Origin of the sequence: Terrabacter sp. LjRoot27, from assembly GCF_964254175.1 — a bacterium.
Lineage (GTDB): Bacteria > Actinomycetota > Actinomycetes > Actinomycetales > Dermatophilaceae > Terrabacter.
Genome location: NZ_CAXUSS020000001.1, coordinates 2380022 through 2399165, shown reverse-complemented (window position 1 = coordinate 2399165; position 19144 = coordinate 2380022). Strand labels below are relative to the sequence as shown.

Sequence of the window (19144 nt, the reverse complement as noted above, 5' to 3'; positions counted from 1 at the left end):
GTATGCCGCGGGGCCGACACCGCACGGCCGCCACCCACAGCCCGCGCACGGGACCGGCACAGGGGAGCGGGTCGCGCAGGGCATAGGGTCGAGCCCATGAGCACTCCCGCCCGCCCGGACGCGTCCCACGGGTGGCGGATCGGCAGCCTCGCCGGGATCCCGGTCTACCTCGGTCGGTCCTGGCCGATCATCGCCGTGCTCATCGTCGTCGTCTTCGGGCCCAACCTGTCGAGGTCCGACCGCGGCGCCGCCTACGGCTACCTGCTCGCCTCGGCCTACGCCCTCCTGCTGCTCGTCTCGGTGCTCGTGCACGAGGCGGCCCACGCCTTCGCCGCGCGGTGGCGGGGGCACCCGGTCAACCGGATCGTCGCCGACGTCTGGGGCGGCCACACCGTCTACGACGCGACCCGCACGTCGCCGAGCACGACCGCCATCGTCGCCGTGGTCGGGCCGCTGTCGAACCTCGCGCTCGCCGCGGTCGTCTGGGGCCTCCGTGCCCTGACGACGAACGAGACCGCGCTGACGCTGCTCGGCATCGTCGCCTTCGCCAACGTCCTCGTCGGCGTCTTCAACCTCCTGCCGGGCCTGCCCCTCGACGGCGGCCAGATCGTCAGCGCCCTCGTCTGGCGCGCCACGGGCAGCAAGGGTCGCGGCCTCGTCACGGCCGGCTGGCTGGGACGCGTCGTCGCGGTGCTGACCGTCGCGTGGTTCGCCCTGCGCCCACTCGCCGAGGGGCGGGCGCCCGACATCTTCGACCTCGTCTGGCCGTTCGCCATCGCCTTCTTCCTCTGGCAGGGCGCGACGGGAGCCGTCCGGGCCGGTCACATCCACGAGGCGACCGCCGGCCGCGCGACGGACGTGCTCGAGCCGCTGTCCCTCGTCGCGGGCACGGCCACCGTCTCCGAGGTCGAGACCGCGGTGGCTGCAGGCGCATGGGTGGCGGCGGCCGACCCGACCGGGTGGCCGCTCGGCGTCGTCGACGCCGACTCGGCGGCCGGGGTGCCGGCCGACAGCCGGGCGCGAACGGCCATCGCGTCCGTCACGCTGGCCCAGCCCGCGTCGTGGGTCGTGGCGCTGCCCGACGACGCCGTGCTCACCGACCTCATCCGCGTCATGAGCGAGCGCGAGCTCTCGCTGGCCGTCGTCGTCGACGAGGCGACCCGCGACATCCGCGGCCTGGCGAGCGCCGAGCGGATCAACGCCGTGGTCGGGGCCGAGCTGGCGCGCCGCGGTCGTCGCTGACCCCCTCCACCGAGTCGGGCCAGGCCGCCCAGGGCCCCTGACGGCGTGTGCCGTGCGGCGCAGGCCCCCGCGTCCGTCACCTCAGCGCCCCGTGTCGGTTCGTCGTGTCCACACCCCCTCGACGGCTCGGTCCGTCGTCCACAGGCGCTCCCACCGCGGCAGCAGGACGGCCACGATCCCGTCACGGTTGGTCCAGGGCCCGACGGGCGGGCCGGAGGGAGACACCATGAGGACGAGCCGCAGCGAGACGACGACGACTGCGGGCGGGGCAGCACCTCGGTCCTCTCCGCGCCCGGGCCGCCAGGCGAAAGGCGGCGGACCGGTCGGCAGCGCGTCGGTGTCGGGCCGCAACGAGGTGGTCCTGAGCGGGCGCCTGGGGTCCGAGGCGGAGGAGCGTGAGCTCCCGAGCGGTGACCGCATCGCGACGTTGCGCGTCGTCGTCCCACGCCCTCCGCTGCCCGGGCGACGCCGCGCAGGCGCCGACGAGCCGAGGCGGGCGACGGTCGACACCATCGACGTCGTGTGCTGGACGGCCGTGACGAGACGGCGCGCGCTGCGTCTTCGCGCGGGCGACCTCGTCGAGGTCGAGGGTGCCCTGCGGCGACGGTTCTTCGGTGGGCCGGCCGGTCCCCAGAGCCGCTACGAGGTCGAGGCGGCGGCGCTCCGGAAGGTGTCCGGAGGAGGCCTCGCCGGCACCTAGACTGTGCTCCCATGACCGCTCCCACGACCGACGCCGAGCAGCCCGACGCCGAGCACTCCGAGCGCTCCGGGCCTGACACCGGGCACGCCGGGACCCGCGACGAGTCGGGCACTAGCGCCGTCCCCAGCGACGGCCCCAGTGCCGACACGGAGCGGTCCCACGTCGCCGGCGCGCACGACCGTCGTGGCGTCTTCGAGGTGGGGGAGCGCATCCAGCTGACCGACCCCAAGGGACGTCTGCACACCATCACGCTCGAGCCCGGGCGCGAGTTCCACACGCACCGTGGCTTCCTGCGCCACGACGACCTCATCGGCTCCCACGACGGCTCCGTCGTGACGAACACCGCCGGCGTCGAGTACCTCGCGCTCCGGCCGCTGCTCAGCGACTACGTCATGTCGATGCCGCGAGGCGCCGCGGTCGTCTACCCCAAGGACTCCGGCCAGATCGTCCAGATGGCCGACATCTTCCCCGGCGCGACGGTCGTCGAGGCCGGCGTCGGCAGCGGTGCGCTGTCGATGTCCCTGCTGCGCGCCATCGGCGAGCGCGGACGCCTGCTGTCGTTCGAGCGTCGCGAGGACTTCGCCGAGATCGCCCGTGGCAACGGACGGGCGTTCTTCGGCGGAGACCACCCGGCCTGGACCGTCACCGTCGGTGACCTCGTCGAGTCCCTGCCGTCCGTCGCCGAGGCCGGCACCGTCGACCGGGTCGTGCTCGACATGCTCGCGCCCTGGGAGTGCCTCGACGCCGTCTCCGACGCGCTCATCCCCGGTGGCGTGCTCATCTGCTACGTCGCCACGACGACCCAGCTGAGCCGGGTGGCCGAGGGCATCCGGGCCCACGGCGGGTTCACCGAGCCGTCCGCCTGGGAGTCGCTCGTGCGTGGCTGGCACCTCGAGGGCCTCGCCGTGCGTCCGCAGCACCGCATGCACGGGCACACCGGCTTCCTCATCACGACGCGGCGGCTCGCGCCGGGAGTCGTCCCGCCGGAGCGCAAGCGCCGTCCGGCCAAGGGCGCCTACGGCGACGCGGGCGACGCGGCCGCGACGGTCGTCGACGCCTCGGACGACGCTGCGGGTGCCGCCGCGCCGGTCGCCGGTTCGACCGCCTCGACGGACATCCCGGCGGACGCGTGGACGCCCGAGGCGCTCGGCGAGCGCGTCAAGAGCGACAAGACGATCCGACGCGTGCGCCGATCACTGGCTGAAACGTCCGACGACATCGGCTGACACGGGGTTAGGGTCGAATCGTCACTATGTGCGAGTGACGGATTGAGGAGGCCGAGATGTCTGATGACGTCCGCAACCCAGACCCCGAAGGTGCCGCCGGCGCCGGAGTCCCCGGAGCGGGGGACCGCGAGCTCGCAGCCCTGCGCGCCGAGGTCGAGTCGCTGCGCGAGGTGGCGCGACACTCGCCCCAGCGCACGCGTGAGCTCGAGGCGAGGCTGGCCCACGTCCAGACGAGCCTGTCGACGCTCTCGTCCCAGAACGAGCGCCTCGTGCGCACGCTCAAGGACGCCCGCGAGCAGATCGTCACCCTGAAGAAGGAGGTCGACCGTCTCGCGCAGCCACCGAGCACCTACGGCCTCGTCATCGACCCGCCCGAGGACGGCTCGATCGACATCATCACCGGTGGTCGCAAGATGCGCGTCGCGGTCAGCCCCTCCGTCGACCAGCAGGAGCTGGGCCTCGGCCGTGAGGTCATGCTCAACGAGGCCCTCAACGTCGTCTCGGTCCACGGCTACGAGCGCGTGGGCGAGGTCGTGACGGTCAAGGAGCGTCTCGACGACGACCGCGTCGTCGTCGTCACCCACGGCGACGAGGAGCGCGTGTGCCGCATCGCGACGCCCCTGCTCGGTGAGCACTTCCGGGTCGGCGACTCGCTCACGCTCGACCCGAGGTCCAACTTCGTCCACGAGGTCGTGCCCAAGCTCGAGGTCGAGGAGCTCGTCCTCGAGGAGGTGCCCGACGTCGAGTACGAGGACATCGGTGGCCTCGCCGGCCAGATCGAGCAGATCCGCGACGCCGTCGAGCTGCCCTTCCTGCACCCCGAGCTCTACAAGGAGCACGCGCTCAAGCCGCCGAAGGGCGTGCTGCTCTACGGTCCTCCCGGCTGCGGCAAGACGCTCATCGCCAAGGCGGTCGCCGCCTCCCTCGCCCGCCAGGTCGCCGCGCGCACCGGCAAGCAGACGGAGAAGAGCTACTTCCTCAACATCAAGGGCCCCGAGCTGCTCAACAAGTACGTCGGCGAGACCGAGCGGCACATCCGGCTCATCTTCCAGAGGGCCCGCGAGAAGGCCTCCGACGGCACGCCCGTCGTCGTCTTCTTCGACGAGATGGACTCGCTGTTCCGCACCCGCGGCTCGGGCGTCTCGAGCGACGTCGAGACGACGATCGTCCCGCAGCTGCTCGCCGAGATCGACGGCGTCGAGCGCCTCGACAACGTCATCGTCATCGGTGCCTCCAACCGCGAGGACATGATCGACCCTGCGATCCTCCGGCCGGGTCGCCTCGACGCGAAGATCAAGATCGAGCGTCCCGACGCCGAGAGCGCGCGCGACATCTTCAGCAAGTACCTCACCGAGTCGCTGCCGCTCCACGAGCACGACCTCGCCGTCAACGGCGGGGACCGGGACGCGACCGTCGAGGCGATGATCACGGCCGCGGTCGAGCGGATGTACTCCGAGATGGAGGAGAACCGCTTCCTCGAGGTGACCTACCAGGGCGGCGACAAGGAGATCCTCTACTTCAAGGACTTCAACTCGGGCGCGATGATCCAGAACATCGTCGACCGGGCCAAGAAGCTCGCGATCAAGGACTTCCTCACGACCGGCCAGAAGGGCATCCGCGTCGAGCACCTGCTCAACAGCTGCGTCGACGAGTTCAAGGAGAACGAGGACCTGCCCAACACGACCAATCCCGACGACTGGGCGCGGATCAGCGGCAAGAAGGGCGAGCGGATCGTCTACATCCGCACGCTGCTCAAGGGCAAGGACGGCACCGAGCCGGGCCGCTCCATCGCGACGGCCAACACCGGCCAGTACCTCTGAGTCCTCGGCCAACGCCCTGGCAGCCTCGTCACGAGACACACCGTCCGCAACACACCGAGCAGGTCACGACCCACCGGGATCAGATCACGGTGGGTTGTGACCTGCTCGGTGTGTCGGCGGGGCTGGCGTATGCCGGGTGGCGCGGCGGGCGGCGTACGTCCCGAGGGCACGCCATCCCAGCAGGAAGAGCGCGAGCACGACCGAGGCGACGACGACGAAGCTGGGCGCCGTGCCCGACCCGACCGCGCGACGCAGCAGCATGCCGACGAGGACGGTCGCGAACCACACGGTGATGCCCGGCCCGACGTCGAGGGGCCACGCGCGACGCCGGACCCGCACGACGAGCCAGCCCAGGCCGGTCCCGACGAGGAAGGGCCACGCCGTGGCGAGGACACCGACCACCGGACTCGACTCCTCGTGGCTCGCCCGACCGACGGCGGCGAAGACGAGGACGAGCGCGACGTCGAGGAGCAGCGCGACCGCGGGGCGGCGCCACCAGGCGGGTCGGCTCATGAAGGCGTGTCGAAGGGGAGCTTGGCCTGCGGCGGGGCGTGGGTCGGGTCGACGCCCTCGAAGAGCGAGCTCACCGAGCGACCGTGGTGGATCCGGCTGATCGCCTCGGCGAAGAGTGCCGACACCGACCGCACCTTGAGCTCGGGCCAGCCGTCCGGAGCGGGGACCGTGTCGGTGGTGACGACCTCGGTGACGAAGGGGTGGTCGCGCAGCCGCTCGACCGCCTTGCCGGCGAAGAGTCCGTGGGTGCAGACGATCGCCGCCTCGGTCGCGCCGGCGTCCTTGAGGCGGTCCATGAGCTCGAGCATCGAGCCGCCGGTCGCGATCTCGTCGTCGAGGATGATGGCCCGGCGACCGGACACGTCGCCGACGATCGAGTCGATGACGACGCGGTCGTCGGCCACCCGCTGCTTCGAGCCGGCCGCCACGGGCAGCCCCAGGAGGCGGGCGAACTGGGTCGCGACCTTGGCGTTGCCGAGGTCGGGGCTGACGACGATCGAGTTGGTCAGGTCGTTGTCGCGGAAGTGGTCGGCGAGGACTCCGATGGCCGTCAGGTGGTCGACGGGTGTCGAGAAGAAGCCGTGCACCTGGGGGGCGTGGAGGGCCATCGTCAGCACGCGGTGGCAGCCGGCCGTCGAGATCATGTCGGCCACGAGCCGCCCACCGAGGGAGATGCGCGAGGCGTCCTTCTTGTCGGAGCGGGCGTAGGCGTAGTGCGGCATGACCGCGGTGATCTGCGCCGCCGACGCGCCGCGGGCCGCGTCGATCATGAGGAGCAGCTCCATGAGGTGCTCCTGCGTCGGGGGCACGAGCGGCTGCACGATGTAGACGTCGCGCTGGCGGCAGTTGGCGAGCAGCTGCGCCTGCAGGCAGTCGTTGCTGAACCGTTTGATGTCGACGGGGGACCGGGTCACCCCGAGGTGGGAGCAGATCCGGTCGGCCAGGGCGGGGTGCGCCGAGCCGCTGAACACGACGACATCGTTCACTTCGAGACCATCCCTCACGAGACTCGCGTGCGTTCGCAGACTATCCGACCGTTCCCGGTCGCGCGTGCCGGGCAACCCACTGGGCGAGCTCCGCACGGGCGGCGCCGCCGACGCGGGTGGCCCCGGGGAAGCTCATGAAGCCGTGCGGGACGCGAGGGTAGTTGGTGTGCCGGACCTCGACCCCGGCCTCGCGCAGCGCCTCGGCGTAGGCCGTGCCCTCGTCGCGGAGCGGGTCGAGGTCGGCCGTCTGCACGAGCGTCGGGGGCAGCCCGCCCAGGTCGTCGGCGTGCAGCGGTGAGACGAGCGGGTCGAGCGGGTCGAGGGCGTCGTCGCCGTCCCCGAGGTAGTGCGCGAGGAACGCGTCCATGTCGCTGCGGGTGAGGATCGGTGCCGCCGCGTGCTGGGCCACGGAGGGCGAGCTCATCGTCGCGTCGACGGCCGGGTAGACGAGCGCCTCGTAGGCCACGTCGGCGCCACCCTCGGCACGGAGCACCTGTGCGGCCACGGCCGCGAGGTTGCCGCCGGCCGAGTCACCGGCGAGGCCGAGACCCGTGTGGCGGATGCGGTCGCCGGACGCGTCGGACGCGGCCCAGCGGGCGGCGTCGACACAGTCGTGGGCGGCCTGCGGGGCGCGGTGCTCCGGCGCGAGGCGGTAGTCGACGTTGAGCACCGCGACCCGGGCGCGGTCGGCGATCCAGGCGCAGATCGGGTCATACCCTCGCGTGTTGCCGAGCACCCAGCCACCCCCGTGGAACCACAGCATCGCGGGCAGGGCCTCGCCGTCGGCGTGTCTCGGACGGTAGGTGCGGACGTCGACGACGTGCCCGTCCCGGGCGGCGAAGCTCGTCTCGCCGATCTCGACGCCGGCCGGGACCGGACCGGTGACCCACGTGAAGGGCACCCGCGCAGGAGCGAACCACGCTCTGCTGCGGGCGATCTCGTCACCGGAGAGCATCCGCGACCCGTCGCGGGTGCGGCTCAGCACGCGGGCGAGCAGCTTGGTGCGCAGGGGCATGTCCCACGAGTCGGTGACCGTCACGGCGTCAGTCTCGCACCGCTTCCTGATGGTCGCCGCACCGGGAGCACGGACGCTCGCACGGCGACGCTGCGGCCATTCGGCCCCCGCCTCAGGCAGGATTGGGACATGCCCGGCGACTCGGAGAGGACGCAGCCCCCCATGGACGGGGCCGTCTCCCGACCCGCCGGATCATCGGACGACACCACGGGGGAGACCATGCGCCGGACGGCGGAGCACGTGCACGACGAGACCGAGGAGCGTGACGAGCGCGCCGAGGTGACCGAGGGGGAACCGGTCGCCGGTGCTGACGACGGCGGCGTGCCCGGCGCGCAGCCGCCGTCCGACGGACGCTCCCGGCCGCAGCTCCCCGACGTCGAGGTGATCGAGCCACCCATCCCGGAGCGGGTACGCCGTCCCGTCGACGGCGTCCGACTGGCCGCGGCCGTCGTCTTCCTCGTGCTCGGCCTCGTCGTGGCCGACGTCGCGTCGGGCACGCGCGGTGCGGTCGAGCAGGACCTCACCGAGGCGACGAGCGGGCTCCCGCGGCTGCTGCTCACGCTGCTCGGCTGGATGAGCGGCCTCGGCGTCCTGCTGCTGCCCATCGGGGTGGGCGCCGACCTGCTCGTGCGTCGCCGCCCGATGCAGCTGATCCAGGCGCTCGGGGCCGCCGTCGTCGGGGGTGTCCTCGTCATCGTCGTGGCCGTGCTCGTGCACTCGGGCAACGGCGGGTTCCTCACCGACGTGCTGACCCGACCCACGGCGACAGGCCGCACCGGTCCGCTCGACATCGTCATCGTCTCGATGGTTGCGCTGCTCACGGTCGCCGACATCTCCGGCCGCAAGTGGATCTCCCCGATCGCCACGGTGGTCGTCATCGCGACGCTCGTCACGACCCTCCTCTCGGGGGCCATGACCCTCGCGGCCCTCGTCTGCTCGCTCCTGCTCGGCTGGATCGTCGGCCTGGCCTTCCGACTCGCCTTCGGCGTGACGTCGACCCGCCCACCGGGGATCGAGGTGGCCGCGGTGCTGGTCTCGGGCGGGGTGCCCCTGACCCGCCTCGAGCTGATCGACGCCAACGACGCCGGCGACCGACGCTACGTGGGGGCCACCCACGACGGGACCCTCGACGTCCACGTCATCGACCGTGACACCTTCGGCCTCGCCTCCGGTCGGCGCCTGCTGCGCGTGCTGCGGCTGCGCAGCGGCTTCACGAGACCGCCCGCGCTGACCCTGCGCTCCGAGATCGAGCACCGCACCCTGATGGGCCTCGCCCTGCACGACGCGGGCATCCGCGCGCCACGGCCGGTCGCCGTGTCCGAGGTCGGCCCCTTCTCGGCGGTCATCGCCTACGACGAGCCGCAGGGCACCCCGCTCACCGAGGTCGACGGTGATCTCGACGACGCCCGGCTCGCCGCGATCTGGCGACTCGCCGCCACGCTGCACCGACGCCGCATCGTGCACCGTCAGCTCGGACCGTCGACGATCCTCATCGACGACCACGGGCGGGTCGCCCTGTCCCGCCTCGGCAGCGGGGACGTCGCCGCCGACGACATCAGCCTGCGCATCGACCTCGCGCAGCTGCTCACGACCGTGGCCCTCGCCGTCGGTCCCGAGCGGACCGTCGACTCGGCCGTCGCGGCCCTCGGCGAGGACGCCGTCCTGCGAGCCGTGCCCGTGCTCCAGCCCGTCGCCCTGAGCCCCGACGCACGCGTGGCGCTCAAGGAGTCCAAGTCGGTCATGGGCGAGCTGCGCGAGCGCCTCGTGGCGCTGAGGCCCAAGGCCGAGGCCGTCGAGCCCGTCCAGCTGCGTCGCATCTCGGCGCGCGGCATCGTCACCCTGATCGGTGGCGGCATCGCCGGCTACCTGCTCCTGACGCAGCTGGCCCAGGTCGACATCGGCCAGGTCGTCAGCACGGCCGACTGGCGCTGGGCCGCCCTGCTGCTGCTCTTCGCGGCCGCGACCTTCGCGGGTGCCTCGGTCGCGCTCGCCGGCGCCGTCCAGATCCACCTCAGGTTCGTCCGGACCTACATGACGCAGCTCGCCGTGGCGTTCAGCGGCCTCGTCGCCCCCGCCGCGGTCGGCAACATCGCGCTCAACACCCGCTACCTGCAGACGTCCGGGCTGTCCCCGACGGTCGCGGGCGCCAGCGTCGGCGTCGCGCAGGTCGCTCAGTTCTGCTCGTACTTCGTCCTGCTCGTCATCTCCGGCGTGCTCGCCGGCACCGGCCCCGCGGTCTCGTTCAGCCCGTCCCCGGTGCTCGTGGCGGCGATCCTCGTCGTCGTCATCCTCGCCCTCGGGCTGCTCGCGCTGCCGAAGGTCCGGGCGCTGCTCACCGACCGGGTGCTCCCGCAGGTCAAGTCCGCCGTCCCGCAGGTGCTCGCCGTCCTGCAGCACCCGGCCAAGCTGACCCAGCTGCTCGGCGGGGCGCTCCTGCTCGACATGTCGTTCGTCGCCGCCCTCGTCTGCGCCACGAGGGCGTTCGGTGCCGACGCGCCCGTGGCCGCCATCGCCGTCGTCTACTTCGCGGGTGCCATCGTCGGCTCGGCCGTCCCGACGCCCGGCGGCCTCGGCGGCATCGAGGCCGCGATGTCGTTCGGGCTCATCTCCATCGGCGTCGACAGCGGCACGGCCGTCTCGTCCGTCCTGCTCTACCGGCTCGCGACGTACTGGCTGCCGATCCCGTTCGGGTGGTTCTCGCTCAACCGGCTGCAGAAGGTTGGGGCCATCTAGCCCCGGCCGGACGGCATACGCCATCGGTCACGGCGGGACCGGACGCGGCGCAGCCGGCCCGGACGGTTATCGTCGGGCCATGACGGTGCGGCGGATCATGGGGCTCGAGACCGAGTACGGCATCTCCGTGCCCGGGGACCCGATGGCCAACCCGATGTTCCTCTCGGGCCAGGTCATCAGCGTCTACGCCGCCGCCCAGGGGATCCGGTCCAACCAGTCGAGCTGGGACTACGCGTTCGAGGACCCGCTGCGCGACGCGCGCGGGTGGCAGCTCGACCGGCAGACGGCCGACCCGAGCCAGCTGACCGACGTCGAGGACCCGACGCTCGCCAACGTCGTGCTGACCAACGGTGCCCGCTACTACGTCGACCACGCGCACCCGGAGTACAGCTCGCCCGAGGTCACCCTGCCGCGCGACGCCGTGACGTGGGACCGCGCCGGGGACGCGATCGCGCTCGAGTCGGTACGCCTGCTCGCCGCGCGTCCCGGGCAGCCGCCGGTCAACCTCTACAAGAACAACGCCGACGGCAAGGGCCAGTCCTACGGCACCCACGAGAACTACCTCATGCCACGGCGCACGGCCTTCCCCGACATCGTGCGGCACCTCATCCCGTTCTTCGTGACGCGGCAGGTCGTCTGCGGTGCGGGACGCGTCGGGATCGGCGTCGACAGCAGGGGAGCGGGCTACCAGATCTCGCAGCGCGCCGACTTCTTCGAGACCGAGGTCGGGCTCGAGACGACGCTGAAGCGCCCGATCATCAACACCCGCGACGAGCCGCACGCCGTGGCCGACCGCTACCGGCGCCTCCACGTCATCATCGGCGACGCCAACCACCTCGACGTCGCCACGCTGCTCAAGACCGGCACGACCTCGCTCGTGCTCGGCATGATCGAGGACGGCCACCTCACCGAGGACTGGTCGGTCCGCCGGCCCGTCGCCGCCCTCCAGGCCGTCTCGCACGACCCGACGCTCACCGCCACCGTCGAGCTCGTCGACGGTCGCACCGTCACCGCCCTCGACCTCCAGTGGATGTACCTCGAGGCCGCCCGCGCCTGGCTCGACCGTCGCGGCGACGACCCGGAGGCCGAGGCGACCGCCGAGGTGATGGGTCTGTGGGAGGAGGTCCTCACCGGCCTCGGGCGCGACGTCATGTCGTGCGCGCCGCTGCTCGACTGGGTCGCCAAGCTGCAGCTGCTCGAGGGCTACCGCGCCCGTGACGGCCTCGCGTGGGACGACCACCGGCTCGCGGCCATCGACATCCAGTGGGCCGACGTGCGCCCCGAGAAGGGGCTCGTGCACCGGCTGCGCGACCGGGGGCTGCTCCGTGACCTCGTCACCCCCGAGGAGGTCAAGGCGGCCCAGACGACACCACCGGAGGACACCCGCGCATGGTTCCGCGGCGAGTGCGTCCGCCGCTTCACCGGCCAGGTCTTCTCGGCCAGCTGGGACTCCGTCGTCTTCGACGTGCCGGGCCGGGCGAGCCTCCAGCGCGTGCCGATCCTCGAGCCCGAGCGCGGCACCCGGGCGCAGGTCGGCACCCTCCTCGAGCAGAGCGCCGACGTGGGCGAGCTGCTCCGCGGCCTGGCCACGCCCGAGTAGGCGACACCACGGCCTACCGAGCCCGGAGCACCCCCGCGTCGACGAGGGCCGCGACGGCACGGTCGACGAGACCCTCCGCGTCCGGGTGCGGTCCGTGCTCGCGAAGGGCCGCCGCGAGGAGGTCCTCGCGCCCGGCCCCGTCGGCTGCGGCGTCCCACAGCGTGAGCCCCAGCGGGCCGAGCCGGACCGGGTCGGCCCCGACGAGCAGGACCGCACCGTCCTGCGTGCGTATGCCGTCCGCCACCCGGGCGCGCACGTAGCCCTCGCGATGCCGCCCGGGGGCACCGGCCGGCATACGCGCTCGGCCGCCCGTGTGCACGTCGTCGAGCACGGAGGGGGCCGCGGGGGGTGCCTCGAGCAACGCGTGGAGGAGCGGCTCGAGGTCCCCGGCCTCCGCGTAGTGCGCGACATGGACCCCGGCGCCGTCGGCCGCCAGCCGCGCGAGGCGCAGGAGGGGTCGGGGCAGGCGGGTCAGGGCACTCGTGTGACCGACGAGGTGCATGACGGCGTCGAGGACGTCGAGCCGCTCCAGGCGCGCGGGACCCGCCTGCGTGGCGTCCCGGTCGAGCAGCACCACCGCACGCAGCCGCAGCCCGTCGGGGCACGGCTCGAGCCCGAGCTCGTCCGGACCGACGTGGACCTTGTCGTCGGCGACGTCGGGATTCACGACGACCGAGAGGGGTTTCGGGAACGGCAGCACCGTGCCGTCCGCGAGGACCGCCACGGTCTCGTCCGTGACGTAGCCGAACCCCTTGCGGGCCAAGGTCGCCGCCGCTGTCGTCTTGCCGGTCCCCGACGTCGCGACGAGTGCGACGACCGACCCGTCGCCACGGCTGAGCCCCGCTGCGTGCAGCATGACGGCGCGGCCCGCCTGCAGGTCGATTCCGAGGTCGGTCAGGTCGTGGGCGAGCCGGTGCGCGAGCGGCCGGGTCAACGGCAGGTCGGACTCCTCGGACCGGATGGTGCGTACGGCGCCGTCGGGCGTCGGGACGACACACCTCGACCACACCGCCCGCACCTGCTCCCGTGGGCCGGAGCCCGCGAAGCGCACACCGACGACCTCGCCGAGGACGCGCAGGCACAGCAGGCCGTCGTCATCGCGGGTGACGGCCTGCCGTGTCTGACGCCTCAATCGAGGCCCGCGACGCGGGTCTCCGCCTGGACGGCCGCGCCGGCGACGCCCGACTGCCGCGCGCACGAGCCGAAGTTGACGGGGTCGGAGCTGTTCGACGCGCCGACCCGCACCGTGCGCCACACCGAGCCCGAGACGGTGAAGGTCGAGACCGTCGCCCACCCCGGGTCGTTCTGCGAGGGCGCGCTGCCGCTCGCGCTCGGGTGACGCTGGAGGGTGACGGTCATCGAGACGCCGACCGCGTTGCCCGGCACGCCGCTCAGGCTCGACGAGAACGGACGGCTCTGTGACGTGCGGTACGTGAGCGGGAAGCGCTGGCAGCCGCCGGACTCGCCGACCGGGCTCAGCTTGAAGCCGGGGCGGTAGCCCGCCCCCGCCCCGTTCTGGTCGTTGTGCCGACCGGCGACCTCGATCTGGAAGTTGTCGAGCGTGTCGACCTCGCGGAACCGGTACCACGCCGAGTCGACGGTGCAGTTGCAGATCTCGATGTAGACCGGCAGGTAGGCACGGCCGTAGCCCGTGCGGATGCGAGGCACGTTGAGGTCCGGGCTCTGGGCGTTGGCCTGGCAGACGGCGTCGACGTCGGTGAAGACGTTGGGACCCATCTGGATCGAACCGGTCACCGTGCACCGGCTGATGCCGGCGTGCGCGGCCGGTGCCCCCATCGCGAGGACGGGCACCGCCCAGGCGGCCCCCTTGACGACGGCGCGTCGCGACTGGCCGCGAGAAGGCGCGGTCGCCTGCTGCTGAGCAGCGTTCATGGTTACTCCCCCGAGTAGATGCAGTTGTGTGGACGCCGAGAACGAGGGCGTCCGGCGACAACGTAACAGCCACCGCCATCGATGGGAACGCTTGGCGCACAAGGTGTCCGGGTTGCCCCACTGTGTCCCGACCGTGCCCACCGCTGCGTCCCAGCCGTGTCCGCGAGCGGTCCGGGAGCGGGGCCGTGACACCCGAGCCGAGGCGACCGGTCGGCCGGGGAACGGCAGGCGTCGGTGAGGGCGTGACGCCATCGTGAGCCGCGCCGGGGGAGAGGCGCGTCCACCGTCGACGGTGGGTGCTCGGACCGCGGGGCGTGCACGGGTTAGGGTCGGGGCACGAGGTCTTTCACGTCTGGGAGGTAGCCATGCCGGGTCAGGAGCACGTCAAGCCACAGCGTCGTGACGAGGAGCCGCCGGAGACACCGGAGGCACCCCCGACCGCGCCCGCCGGCGCCGCCGTCAAGGAGGGGCTGTCCGACGACATCGACAGCGTCCTCGACGAGATCGACGGTGTCCTCGAGTCGAACGCCGAGGAGTTCGTCCGCGGTTTCGTGCAGAAGGGCGGCCAGTGACCCAGTGGTCCACGGGGCAGCCCCGCCGCCTCGACGACGCCTTCCTCAGCGCGGGGTCGTCGTCGTTCGCCGAGTTCGTCTCCGCCTACCGTCCTGAGCTGCTCCCCTCGGGTCGGCGCCTGCCGTCCGGGGCGAGCATCGAGGCCCCGCACGGCACGACCATCGTCTCCCTGCTCTTCGACGGCGGCGTCGTCATGGCCGGCGACCGCCGGGCCACCATGGGCAACGTCATCGCCAACCGCGACATGGAGAAGGTCTTCGCGGCCGACGACTACAGCGTCGTGGGGATCGCCGGCACGGCCGGCATCGCGATCGAGCTCGTCCGGCTCTACCAGGTCGAGCTCGAGCACTACGAGAAGATCGAGGGCGCCATCATGTCGCTCGAGGGCAAGGCCAACCGCCTCGCCTCGATGATCCGGGGCAACCTCGCGCTCGCGATGCAGGGCCTGACCGTCGTCCCGACGTATGCCGGCTTCGACCTCGAGTCGGCCACGGGGCGGATCTACTCCTACGACGTCACGGGCGGCTGCTACGTCGAGGGCGGCCACCACTCGACGGGCTCCGGGTCCGTCTTCGCACGTGGTGCCCTCAAGAAGCTCTGGCGCCCCGGTCTCGAGGAGCAGCAGGCCGTGTCGGTCGCCATCGAGGCCCTCTACGACGCCGCCGACGACGACTCCGCCACCGGTGGCCCCGACCTCGGCCGCCAGATCTGGCCGACCGTCGCCGTCGTCGACCACTCCGGTGCGCGGTTCGTCGCGCAGGACGTCCTCGAAGCACACGTGCAGCGCGTCGTCGCGGCCCGTCGCGACAACCCGGGAGGTGCCCGATGAGCATGCCGTTCTACGTCCCGCCCGAGCAGGTCATGAAGGACCGGGCAGACTTCGCGCGCAAGGGGATCGCGCGTGGACGGTCGGTCATCGTCGTCGGCTACGACCGCGGCATCGCCTTCGTCGCCGAGAACCCGTCGCGGGCCCTGCACAAGGTGTCCGAGATCTACGACCGCATCGCCTTCGCCGCCGTCGGCCGCTACAACGAGTTCGAGAGCCTCCGGGTCGCCGGCATCCGGTATGCCGACCTGCGCGGCTACTCCTACGACCGCACCGACGTCACGGCGCGGGCCCTCGCCAACACCTACGCCCAGACGCTCGGGGCGGTGTTCACCCAGGAGTCCAAGCCGTTCGAGATCGAGATCGTCGTGGCCGAGGTCGGGGTCGACAGCGACACCGACCAGATCTTCCGGCTCACCTATGACGGGTCGGTCGCCGACGAGCAGGGCTTCGTGGCGATGGGTGGCGCCAGCGACGCCGCCGAGGAGCGCCTCGGCACCGGCTGGCGACCGGGCATGACCCTCGCCGAGGTCCTGCGACTGGCCGTCGACGTCCTCGGCGCCGGCGAGAACGGCGAGCGCCGGGCCCTCGACGAGGCCCAGCTCGAGGTCGCGGTGCTCGACCGCGACCGTCCGCGCCGCTCGTTCCGGCGCATCGTGGGTCCGCTGCTGACGCGGCTCCTCGGTGACGCGCCCGGAGCCACCGGAGACAGCGGTGCCCCCGGTGCTCCAACCGAGGTGGCGGCGACGGAGCCCCCTGCAGGAGAAGGCGGTTCGGTGGCCACGGGGGAGACCCCTGATGGTCCCGCGTCCCCGCCACCGCCTGCCTGAGCCGGCGAGGCTGCACCCGGGGGTGCACACGTCGAAGGCCGCCCACCGTGACGGTGGGCGGCCTTCGTGTCGTCCGGTGTGCCGCCGTGCGGTGCCGTGACCCCGTCACCGGGGCGACGCCGTCGGGTCAGCGGCGCGTGGCGCCGACCCGGTCGCTGGAGGCACTGCGCTGGTAGTACGACGACTGGTCGGAGCCGTAGGACGAGCTCTCGCCGTCCGCGTCGTCCTGCACGTCGTCGCCCTGCGCGACGTCGGCCTCGGCGCTGGGCTGCGCGTCGTCCTCGGCCTGCTCGGGCTCGGGCGCGACGGCCTCGGGGGAGGCCTCGTCGGTGCGGTCGTCGTTGTCCTCGGTCTCGGACGCCTGCTGCACGGCCGGGACAGGCTGCTGGACGTCGGGCACCTGCGGCGGCTGCGCCGGCTTGTCCGGAGCGCCGAGCGTGTCCATGAGGGCACCGCCACCGAGGGTGGCGAGCATCTGACGGACGTTGCCGAGCTGGGCGGTGATGCTGTCACGCTGCGCCGTCGCCGCGGCGAGCTCGCGGTCGGACTCCTCACGCAGGCGCGAGGCGTGGTCGCGCGCCTCGGAGACGATCTGGTCGGACTGGGCCTGGGCGTTCTCGAGCAGGCGCTCGGCCTTGGCGCGCATCTCGTGCGCGTCGTGCTCGGCACGCTCGGTCAGCTGGCGCAGGCGCGACTCGCTCTCGTTGAGCGCGGCTTCCTGCTGCTGGCGGCGGGCCTCGAACTCGGCGTCGGCCGACTCACGGCGAGCCGCGAGCTTGACCTCGAGCTCGGCGGAGGCGGTGGACGCCTTGAGGCGGTGCGCCTCGTACTCCGCGGCGGCCTCCTGGCGCTGGGCCGCGGTGACGCTCTGGGCCTCGGCGACGATGGCCTGCGCCTCGCGGTTGGCCTGGGCGATGATGCGGACGGCCTCCTCGTCGGCGCGGGCGCGGGCCTGCTCGGCGTAGCTCGCCGTCGTCGCCTTGAGCTCGGCGGCGGCGCGGTTGGCGCGCTCGCGGATCTCGTCGGCCTCGCCGTTGGCCCGGGTGCGCATCTCGCCGGCCTCCTGGTCGGCGAGGGACAGGATCTGGGCGATGCGCTCACCGAGGTCGGCGAAGGTCTGGGCGGGCGCCGGCGAGCTGTTCTTCTTGAGGTCGGCCATGACGCGCGACTGCTGACCGAGCTGTCCCCGCAGGTCGGTCAGGGCGGCGTTGAGCTTGGTCAGCTCGACGCTGCGCTCGGCGGCGTCCTTCTTGGCCGCCTGCAGGGTGCGGTTCTGCGACTCGATGAACGAGTCAACCTCTTCGGGCTCGTAGCCGCGGCGGGAGAACTTGAAGTGTGGTCTGTCGATCATTTCCGTCCAATGCAGGGGATCGTGGAGGGGTACGGCAAGAGGGGGACAGCGGCCATTGTGACAGCCACACCTGACTGACTATCACAGACGTCGGCCTGTCGGACACCGTGCCGGAGGGATCGTCGCGACACCGAGACACGGGCCCGCCGCGGCCCTCCTCGAGCGGCGTACGGCGCAGGCGCCGTGGGCGTCCCCCGACGCCTCTCGGAGCCTCCGGAGGCCGCAGAGCCGCGCCGACGGGTGGTCGTGCCCGACGGCCGCGGGACCCGCCGCCTAGAGTTGGTTCATGGAGCGGCGGATCTTCGGGATCGAGAACGAGTACGGCGTCACCTGCACGACGCAGGGCCAGCGGCGCCTGACTCCGGACGAGGTCGCCCGCTACCTCTTCCGCCGCGTCGTCGCGTGGGGCCGCTCGAGCAACGTCTTCCTCGGCAACGGCGCGCGGCTCTACCTCGACGTGGGGTCCCACCCGGAGTACGCCACGGCGGAGTGCGACTCGGTGCGCGAGCTCGTGATCCAGGACAAGGCGGGCGAGCGCATCCTCGAGGGCCTCGTCGAGGATGCCCAGGGTCGGCTGCGCGACGACGGCGTCGAGGGCGAGATCTTCGTCTTCAAGAACAACACCGACTCCGCCGGCAACTCCTACGGCTGCCACGAGAACTACCTCTACGGACGCTCGGGTGACTTCCAGCGCGTCTCGGACATGTTCATCCCGTTCCTCATCAGCCGCCAGATCATCTGCGGTGCCGGCAAGGTCGTCGCGACCGCGCACGGCGCGAGCTTCGCGGTGAGCCAGCGTGCCGACCACATCTGGGAGGGCGTGTCGTCGGCGACGACCCGCAGCCGGCCCATCATCAACACCCGTGACGAGCCGCACGCTGACGCCGAGAAGTACCGCCGCCTCCACGTCATCGTCGGCGACTCCAACATGTCGGAGACGACCAACCTGCTCAAGGTGGGCAGTGCCGACCTCGTCCTGCGGATGATCGAGTCGGGCGTCGTCATGCGCGACCTGTCCATGGAGAACCCCATCCGTGCGATCCGGACGATGAGCCACGACCCGACGGGACGGGCCACCGTGCGGCTCGCCAACGGCCGCGAGCTCTCGGCCCTCGACATGCAGCGCGAGTACCTCGACAAGGCCGTCGAGTTCGTCGACCGCGAGGGGATGGACAGCCCCGACACCAAGCAGGTCATCGACCTGTGGGGCCGCGCCCTCGACGCCATCGGCTCGGGCGACCTCGACGCCATCGACACCGAGATCGACTGGGTCATCAAGTACCGCCTCATCGAGCGCTACCGCGCCAAGCACGGGCTGGCGCTCACCGACGCGAGGATCCAGCAGATCGACCTCGCCTACCACGACATCAACCGCCGTCGGGGCCTGTTCTACCTGCTCCAGCGCCACGGCCGGACGGCGCGCGTCTCCTCGGACGTCGAGATCTTCGAGGCGAAGGTGCGCCCGCCGCAGACGACCCGGGCCAAGCTGCGTGGCGACTTCATCCGCGCCGCCCAGGCCCACGGGCGTGACTTCACGGTGGACTGGGTGCACCTCAAGCTCAACGACCAGGCGCAGCGCACCGTGCTGTGCAAGGACCCCTTCCGGTCGGTGGACGAGCGCGTCGAGCGCCTCATGGAGACGATCGACCGGTCGCCGACGATCCAGCGCCCGCTCTGAACCCACCCGGGTCCGCACGGTCCCGACCGGGCCTCCTCCCCGCCGCACGACAGCCCGTGGGAACCTGTGCGGACCTGTCAGTGCGCTGTGAAGCGCGCACAAGGGCGGGCGTTACAGTGGCTGGGATTTGCCCTGCGGGACCTCCACGCCCGCCCGCC

The 19144-nt window shown here is 72.3% G+C and carries 16 protein-coding genes; 10 read left to right on the top strand and 6 right to left on the bottom strand.

Annotation, left to right across the window (positions count from 1 at the left end; translation table 11 throughout):
* The first annotated feature begins 96 nt into the window (after positions 1–96).
* From ACSQ2D_RS11255 to arc, 4 genes are all read left to right on the top strand, one after another.
* A complete protein-coding gene (locus tag ACSQ2D_RS11255) occupies positions 97–1242 on the top strand; it encodes a site-2 protease family protein (RefSeq protein WP_435986032.1) in 1146 nt (381 codons plus the stop codon).
* Positions 1243–1468: 226 nt separating this feature from the next.
* On the top strand, positions 1469–1942 hold the full coding sequence (locus tag ACSQ2D_RS11250; protein WP_435986031.1) for a single-stranded DNA-binding protein: 474 nt from the start codon (positions 1469–1471) through the stop codon (positions 1940–1942).
* An 11-nt stretch (positions 1943–1953) separates the two neighbouring features.
* Positions 1954–3168, top strand: a complete 1215-nt coding sequence (locus tag ACSQ2D_RS11245) for a tRNA (adenine-N1)-methyltransferase (RefSeq protein WP_435986030.1) — start codon at positions 1954–1956, stop codon at positions 3166–3168.
* A gap of 56 nt (positions 3169–3224) precedes the next feature.
* A complete protein-coding gene (gene arc / locus ACSQ2D_RS11240) occupies positions 3225–4988 on the top strand; it encodes a proteasome ATPase (protein WP_435986029.1) in 1764 nt (587 codons plus the stop codon).
* Positions 4989–5072: 84 nt separating this feature from the next.
* Here arc and ACSQ2D_RS11235 read toward each other — a convergent pair whose 3' ends face one another.
* From ACSQ2D_RS11235 to ACSQ2D_RS11225, 3 genes are read right to left on the bottom strand one after another with little or no spacing between them, the layout of a single operon-like run.
* Positions 5073–5501 carry a DUF3054 domain-containing protein gene (locus ACSQ2D_RS11235; protein ID WP_435986028.1) on the bottom strand — a complete coding sequence of 143 codons (429 nt, stop codon included), beginning with the start codon at positions 5499–5501 and terminating at the stop codon, positions 5073–5075.
* Complete coding sequence (locus ACSQ2D_RS11230) at positions 5498–6487, bottom strand: ribose-phosphate diphosphokinase (RefSeq protein WP_435986027.1); 990 nt, start codon at positions 6485–6487, stop codon at positions 5498–5500. The genes ACSQ2D_RS11235 and ACSQ2D_RS11230 overlap by 4 nt, the downstream gene beginning before the upstream one ends.
* 40 nt (positions 6488–6527) lie before the next feature.
* Complete coding sequence (locus ACSQ2D_RS11225; protein ID WP_435986026.1) at positions 6528–7526, bottom strand: alpha/beta hydrolase; 999 nt, start codon at positions 7524–7526, stop codon at positions 6528–6530.
* Between the two features lie 195 nt (positions 7527–7721).
* Here ACSQ2D_RS11225 and ACSQ2D_RS11220 point away from each other — a divergent pair, with 195 nt between their 5' ends.
* Positions 7722–10235 (top strand): lysylphosphatidylglycerol synthase domain-containing protein, encoded by a 2514-nt coding sequence (locus ACSQ2D_RS11220; protein WP_435986025.1) that lies wholly within the window; start codon positions 7722–7724, stop codon positions 10233–10235.
* Positions 10236–10314: 79 nt separating this feature from the next.
* A complete protein-coding gene (dop, locus tag ACSQ2D_RS11215; RefSeq protein ID WP_435986024.1) occupies positions 10315–11835 on the top strand; it encodes a depupylase/deamidase Dop in 1521 nt (506 codons plus the stop codon).
* Between the two features lie 13 nt (positions 11836–11848).
* On the opposite strand, the gene ACSQ2D_RS11210 is transcribed toward dop, so the two are convergent.
* Both ACSQ2D_RS11210 and ACSQ2D_RS11205 read right to left on the bottom strand, forming a co-directional pair.
* Positions 11849–12967, bottom strand: coding sequence for a hypothetical protein (locus ACSQ2D_RS11210; protein ID WP_435986023.1), 1119 nt, complete (start codon positions 12965–12967; stop codon positions 11849–11851).
* Complete coding sequence (locus tag ACSQ2D_RS11205) at positions 12964–13728, bottom strand: hypothetical protein (RefSeq protein ID WP_435986022.1); 765 nt, start codon at positions 13726–13728, stop codon at positions 12964–12966. Before ACSQ2D_RS11205 ends, ACSQ2D_RS11210 begins: the two co-directional genes overlap by 4 nt.
* A 365-nt stretch (positions 13729–14093) precedes the next feature.
* Between ACSQ2D_RS11205 and ACSQ2D_RS11200 the strand changes: the two genes are divergently transcribed.
* From ACSQ2D_RS11200 to prcA, 3 genes are read left to right on the top strand one after another with little or no spacing between them, the layout of a single operon-like run.
* Positions 14094–14300 carry a ubiquitin-like protein Pup gene (locus ACSQ2D_RS11200; RefSeq protein WP_056756869.1) on the top strand — a complete coding sequence of 69 codons (207 nt, stop codon included), beginning with the start codon at positions 14094–14096 and terminating at the stop codon, positions 14298–14300.
* A complete protein-coding gene (prcB, locus tag ACSQ2D_RS11195) occupies positions 14297–15130 on the top strand; it encodes a proteasome subunit beta (RefSeq protein ID WP_435986021.1) in 834 nt (277 codons plus the stop codon). Before ACSQ2D_RS11200 ends, prcB begins: the two co-directional genes overlap by 4 nt.
* Positions 15127–15957 (top strand): proteasome subunit alpha, encoded by an 831-nt coding sequence (prcA, locus tag ACSQ2D_RS11190; protein WP_435986020.1) that lies wholly within the window; start codon positions 15127–15129, stop codon positions 15955–15957. Before prcB ends, prcA begins: the two co-directional genes overlap by 4 nt.
* 127 nt (positions 15958–16084) lie before the next feature.
* Here prcA and ACSQ2D_RS11185 read toward each other — a convergent pair whose 3' ends face one another.
* A complete protein-coding gene (locus ACSQ2D_RS11185; protein WP_435986019.1) occupies positions 16085–17308 on the bottom strand; it encodes a hypothetical protein in 1224 nt (407 codons plus the stop codon).
* Between the two features lie 286 nt (positions 17309–17594).
* On the opposite strand from ACSQ2D_RS11185, the gene pafA reads away from it, so the two are divergent.
* Entirely contained in the window at positions 17595–18986 is a 1392-nt protein-coding gene (gene pafA, locus ACSQ2D_RS11180) for a Pup--protein ligase (RefSeq protein ID WP_435986018.1), read from the top strand.
* The last annotated feature ends 158 nt before the right edge of the window (positions 18987–19144 follow it).

Bases quoted from the DNA above. Each gene is read 5' to 3' on its own strand.
- ACSQ2D_RS11255 (WP_435986032.1), top strand. From the start codon at position 97: ATGAGCACTCCCGCCCGCCCGGACGCGTCCCACGGGTGGCGGATCGGC.
- ACSQ2D_RS11250 (WP_435986031.1), top strand. From the start codon at position 1,469: ATGAGGACGAGCCGCAGCGAGACGACGACGACTGCGGGCGGGGCAGCA.
- ACSQ2D_RS11245 (WP_435986030.1), top strand. From the start codon at position 1,954: ATGACCGCTCCCACGACCGACGCCGAGCAGCCCGACGCCGAGCACTCC.
- arc (WP_435986029.1), top strand. From the start codon at position 3,225: ATGTCTGATGACGTCCGCAACCCAGACCCCGAAGGTGCCGCCGGCGCC.
- ACSQ2D_RS11235 (WP_435986028.1), bottom strand. From the start codon at position 5,501: ATGAGCCGACCCGCCTGGTGGCGCCGCCCCGCGGTCGCGCTGCTCCTC.
- ACSQ2D_RS11220 (WP_435986025.1), top strand. From the start codon at position 7,722: ATGCGCCGGACGGCGGAGCACGTGCACGACGAGACCGAGGAGCGTGAC.
- dop (WP_435986024.1), top strand. From the start codon at position 10,315: ATGACGGTGCGGCGGATCATGGGGCTCGAGACCGAGTACGGCATCTCC.
- ACSQ2D_RS11205 (WP_435986022.1), bottom strand. From the start codon at position 13,728: ATGAACGCTGCTCAGCAGCAGGCGACCGCGCCTTCTCGCGGCCAGTCG.
- ACSQ2D_RS11200 (WP_056756869.1), top strand. From the start codon at position 14,094: ATGCCGGGTCAGGAGCACGTCAAGCCACAGCGTCGTGACGAGGAGCCG.
- prcA (WP_435986020.1), top strand. From the start codon at position 15,127: ATGAGCATGCCGTTCTACGTCCCGCCCGAGCAGGTCATGAAGGACCGG.
- ACSQ2D_RS11185 (WP_435986019.1), bottom strand. From the start codon at position 17,308: ATGATCGACAGACCACACTTCAAGTTCTCCCGCCGCGGCTACGAGCCC.
- pafA (WP_435986018.1), top strand. From the start codon at position 17,595: ATGGAGCGGCGGATCTTCGGGATCGAGAACGAGTACGGCGTCACCTGC.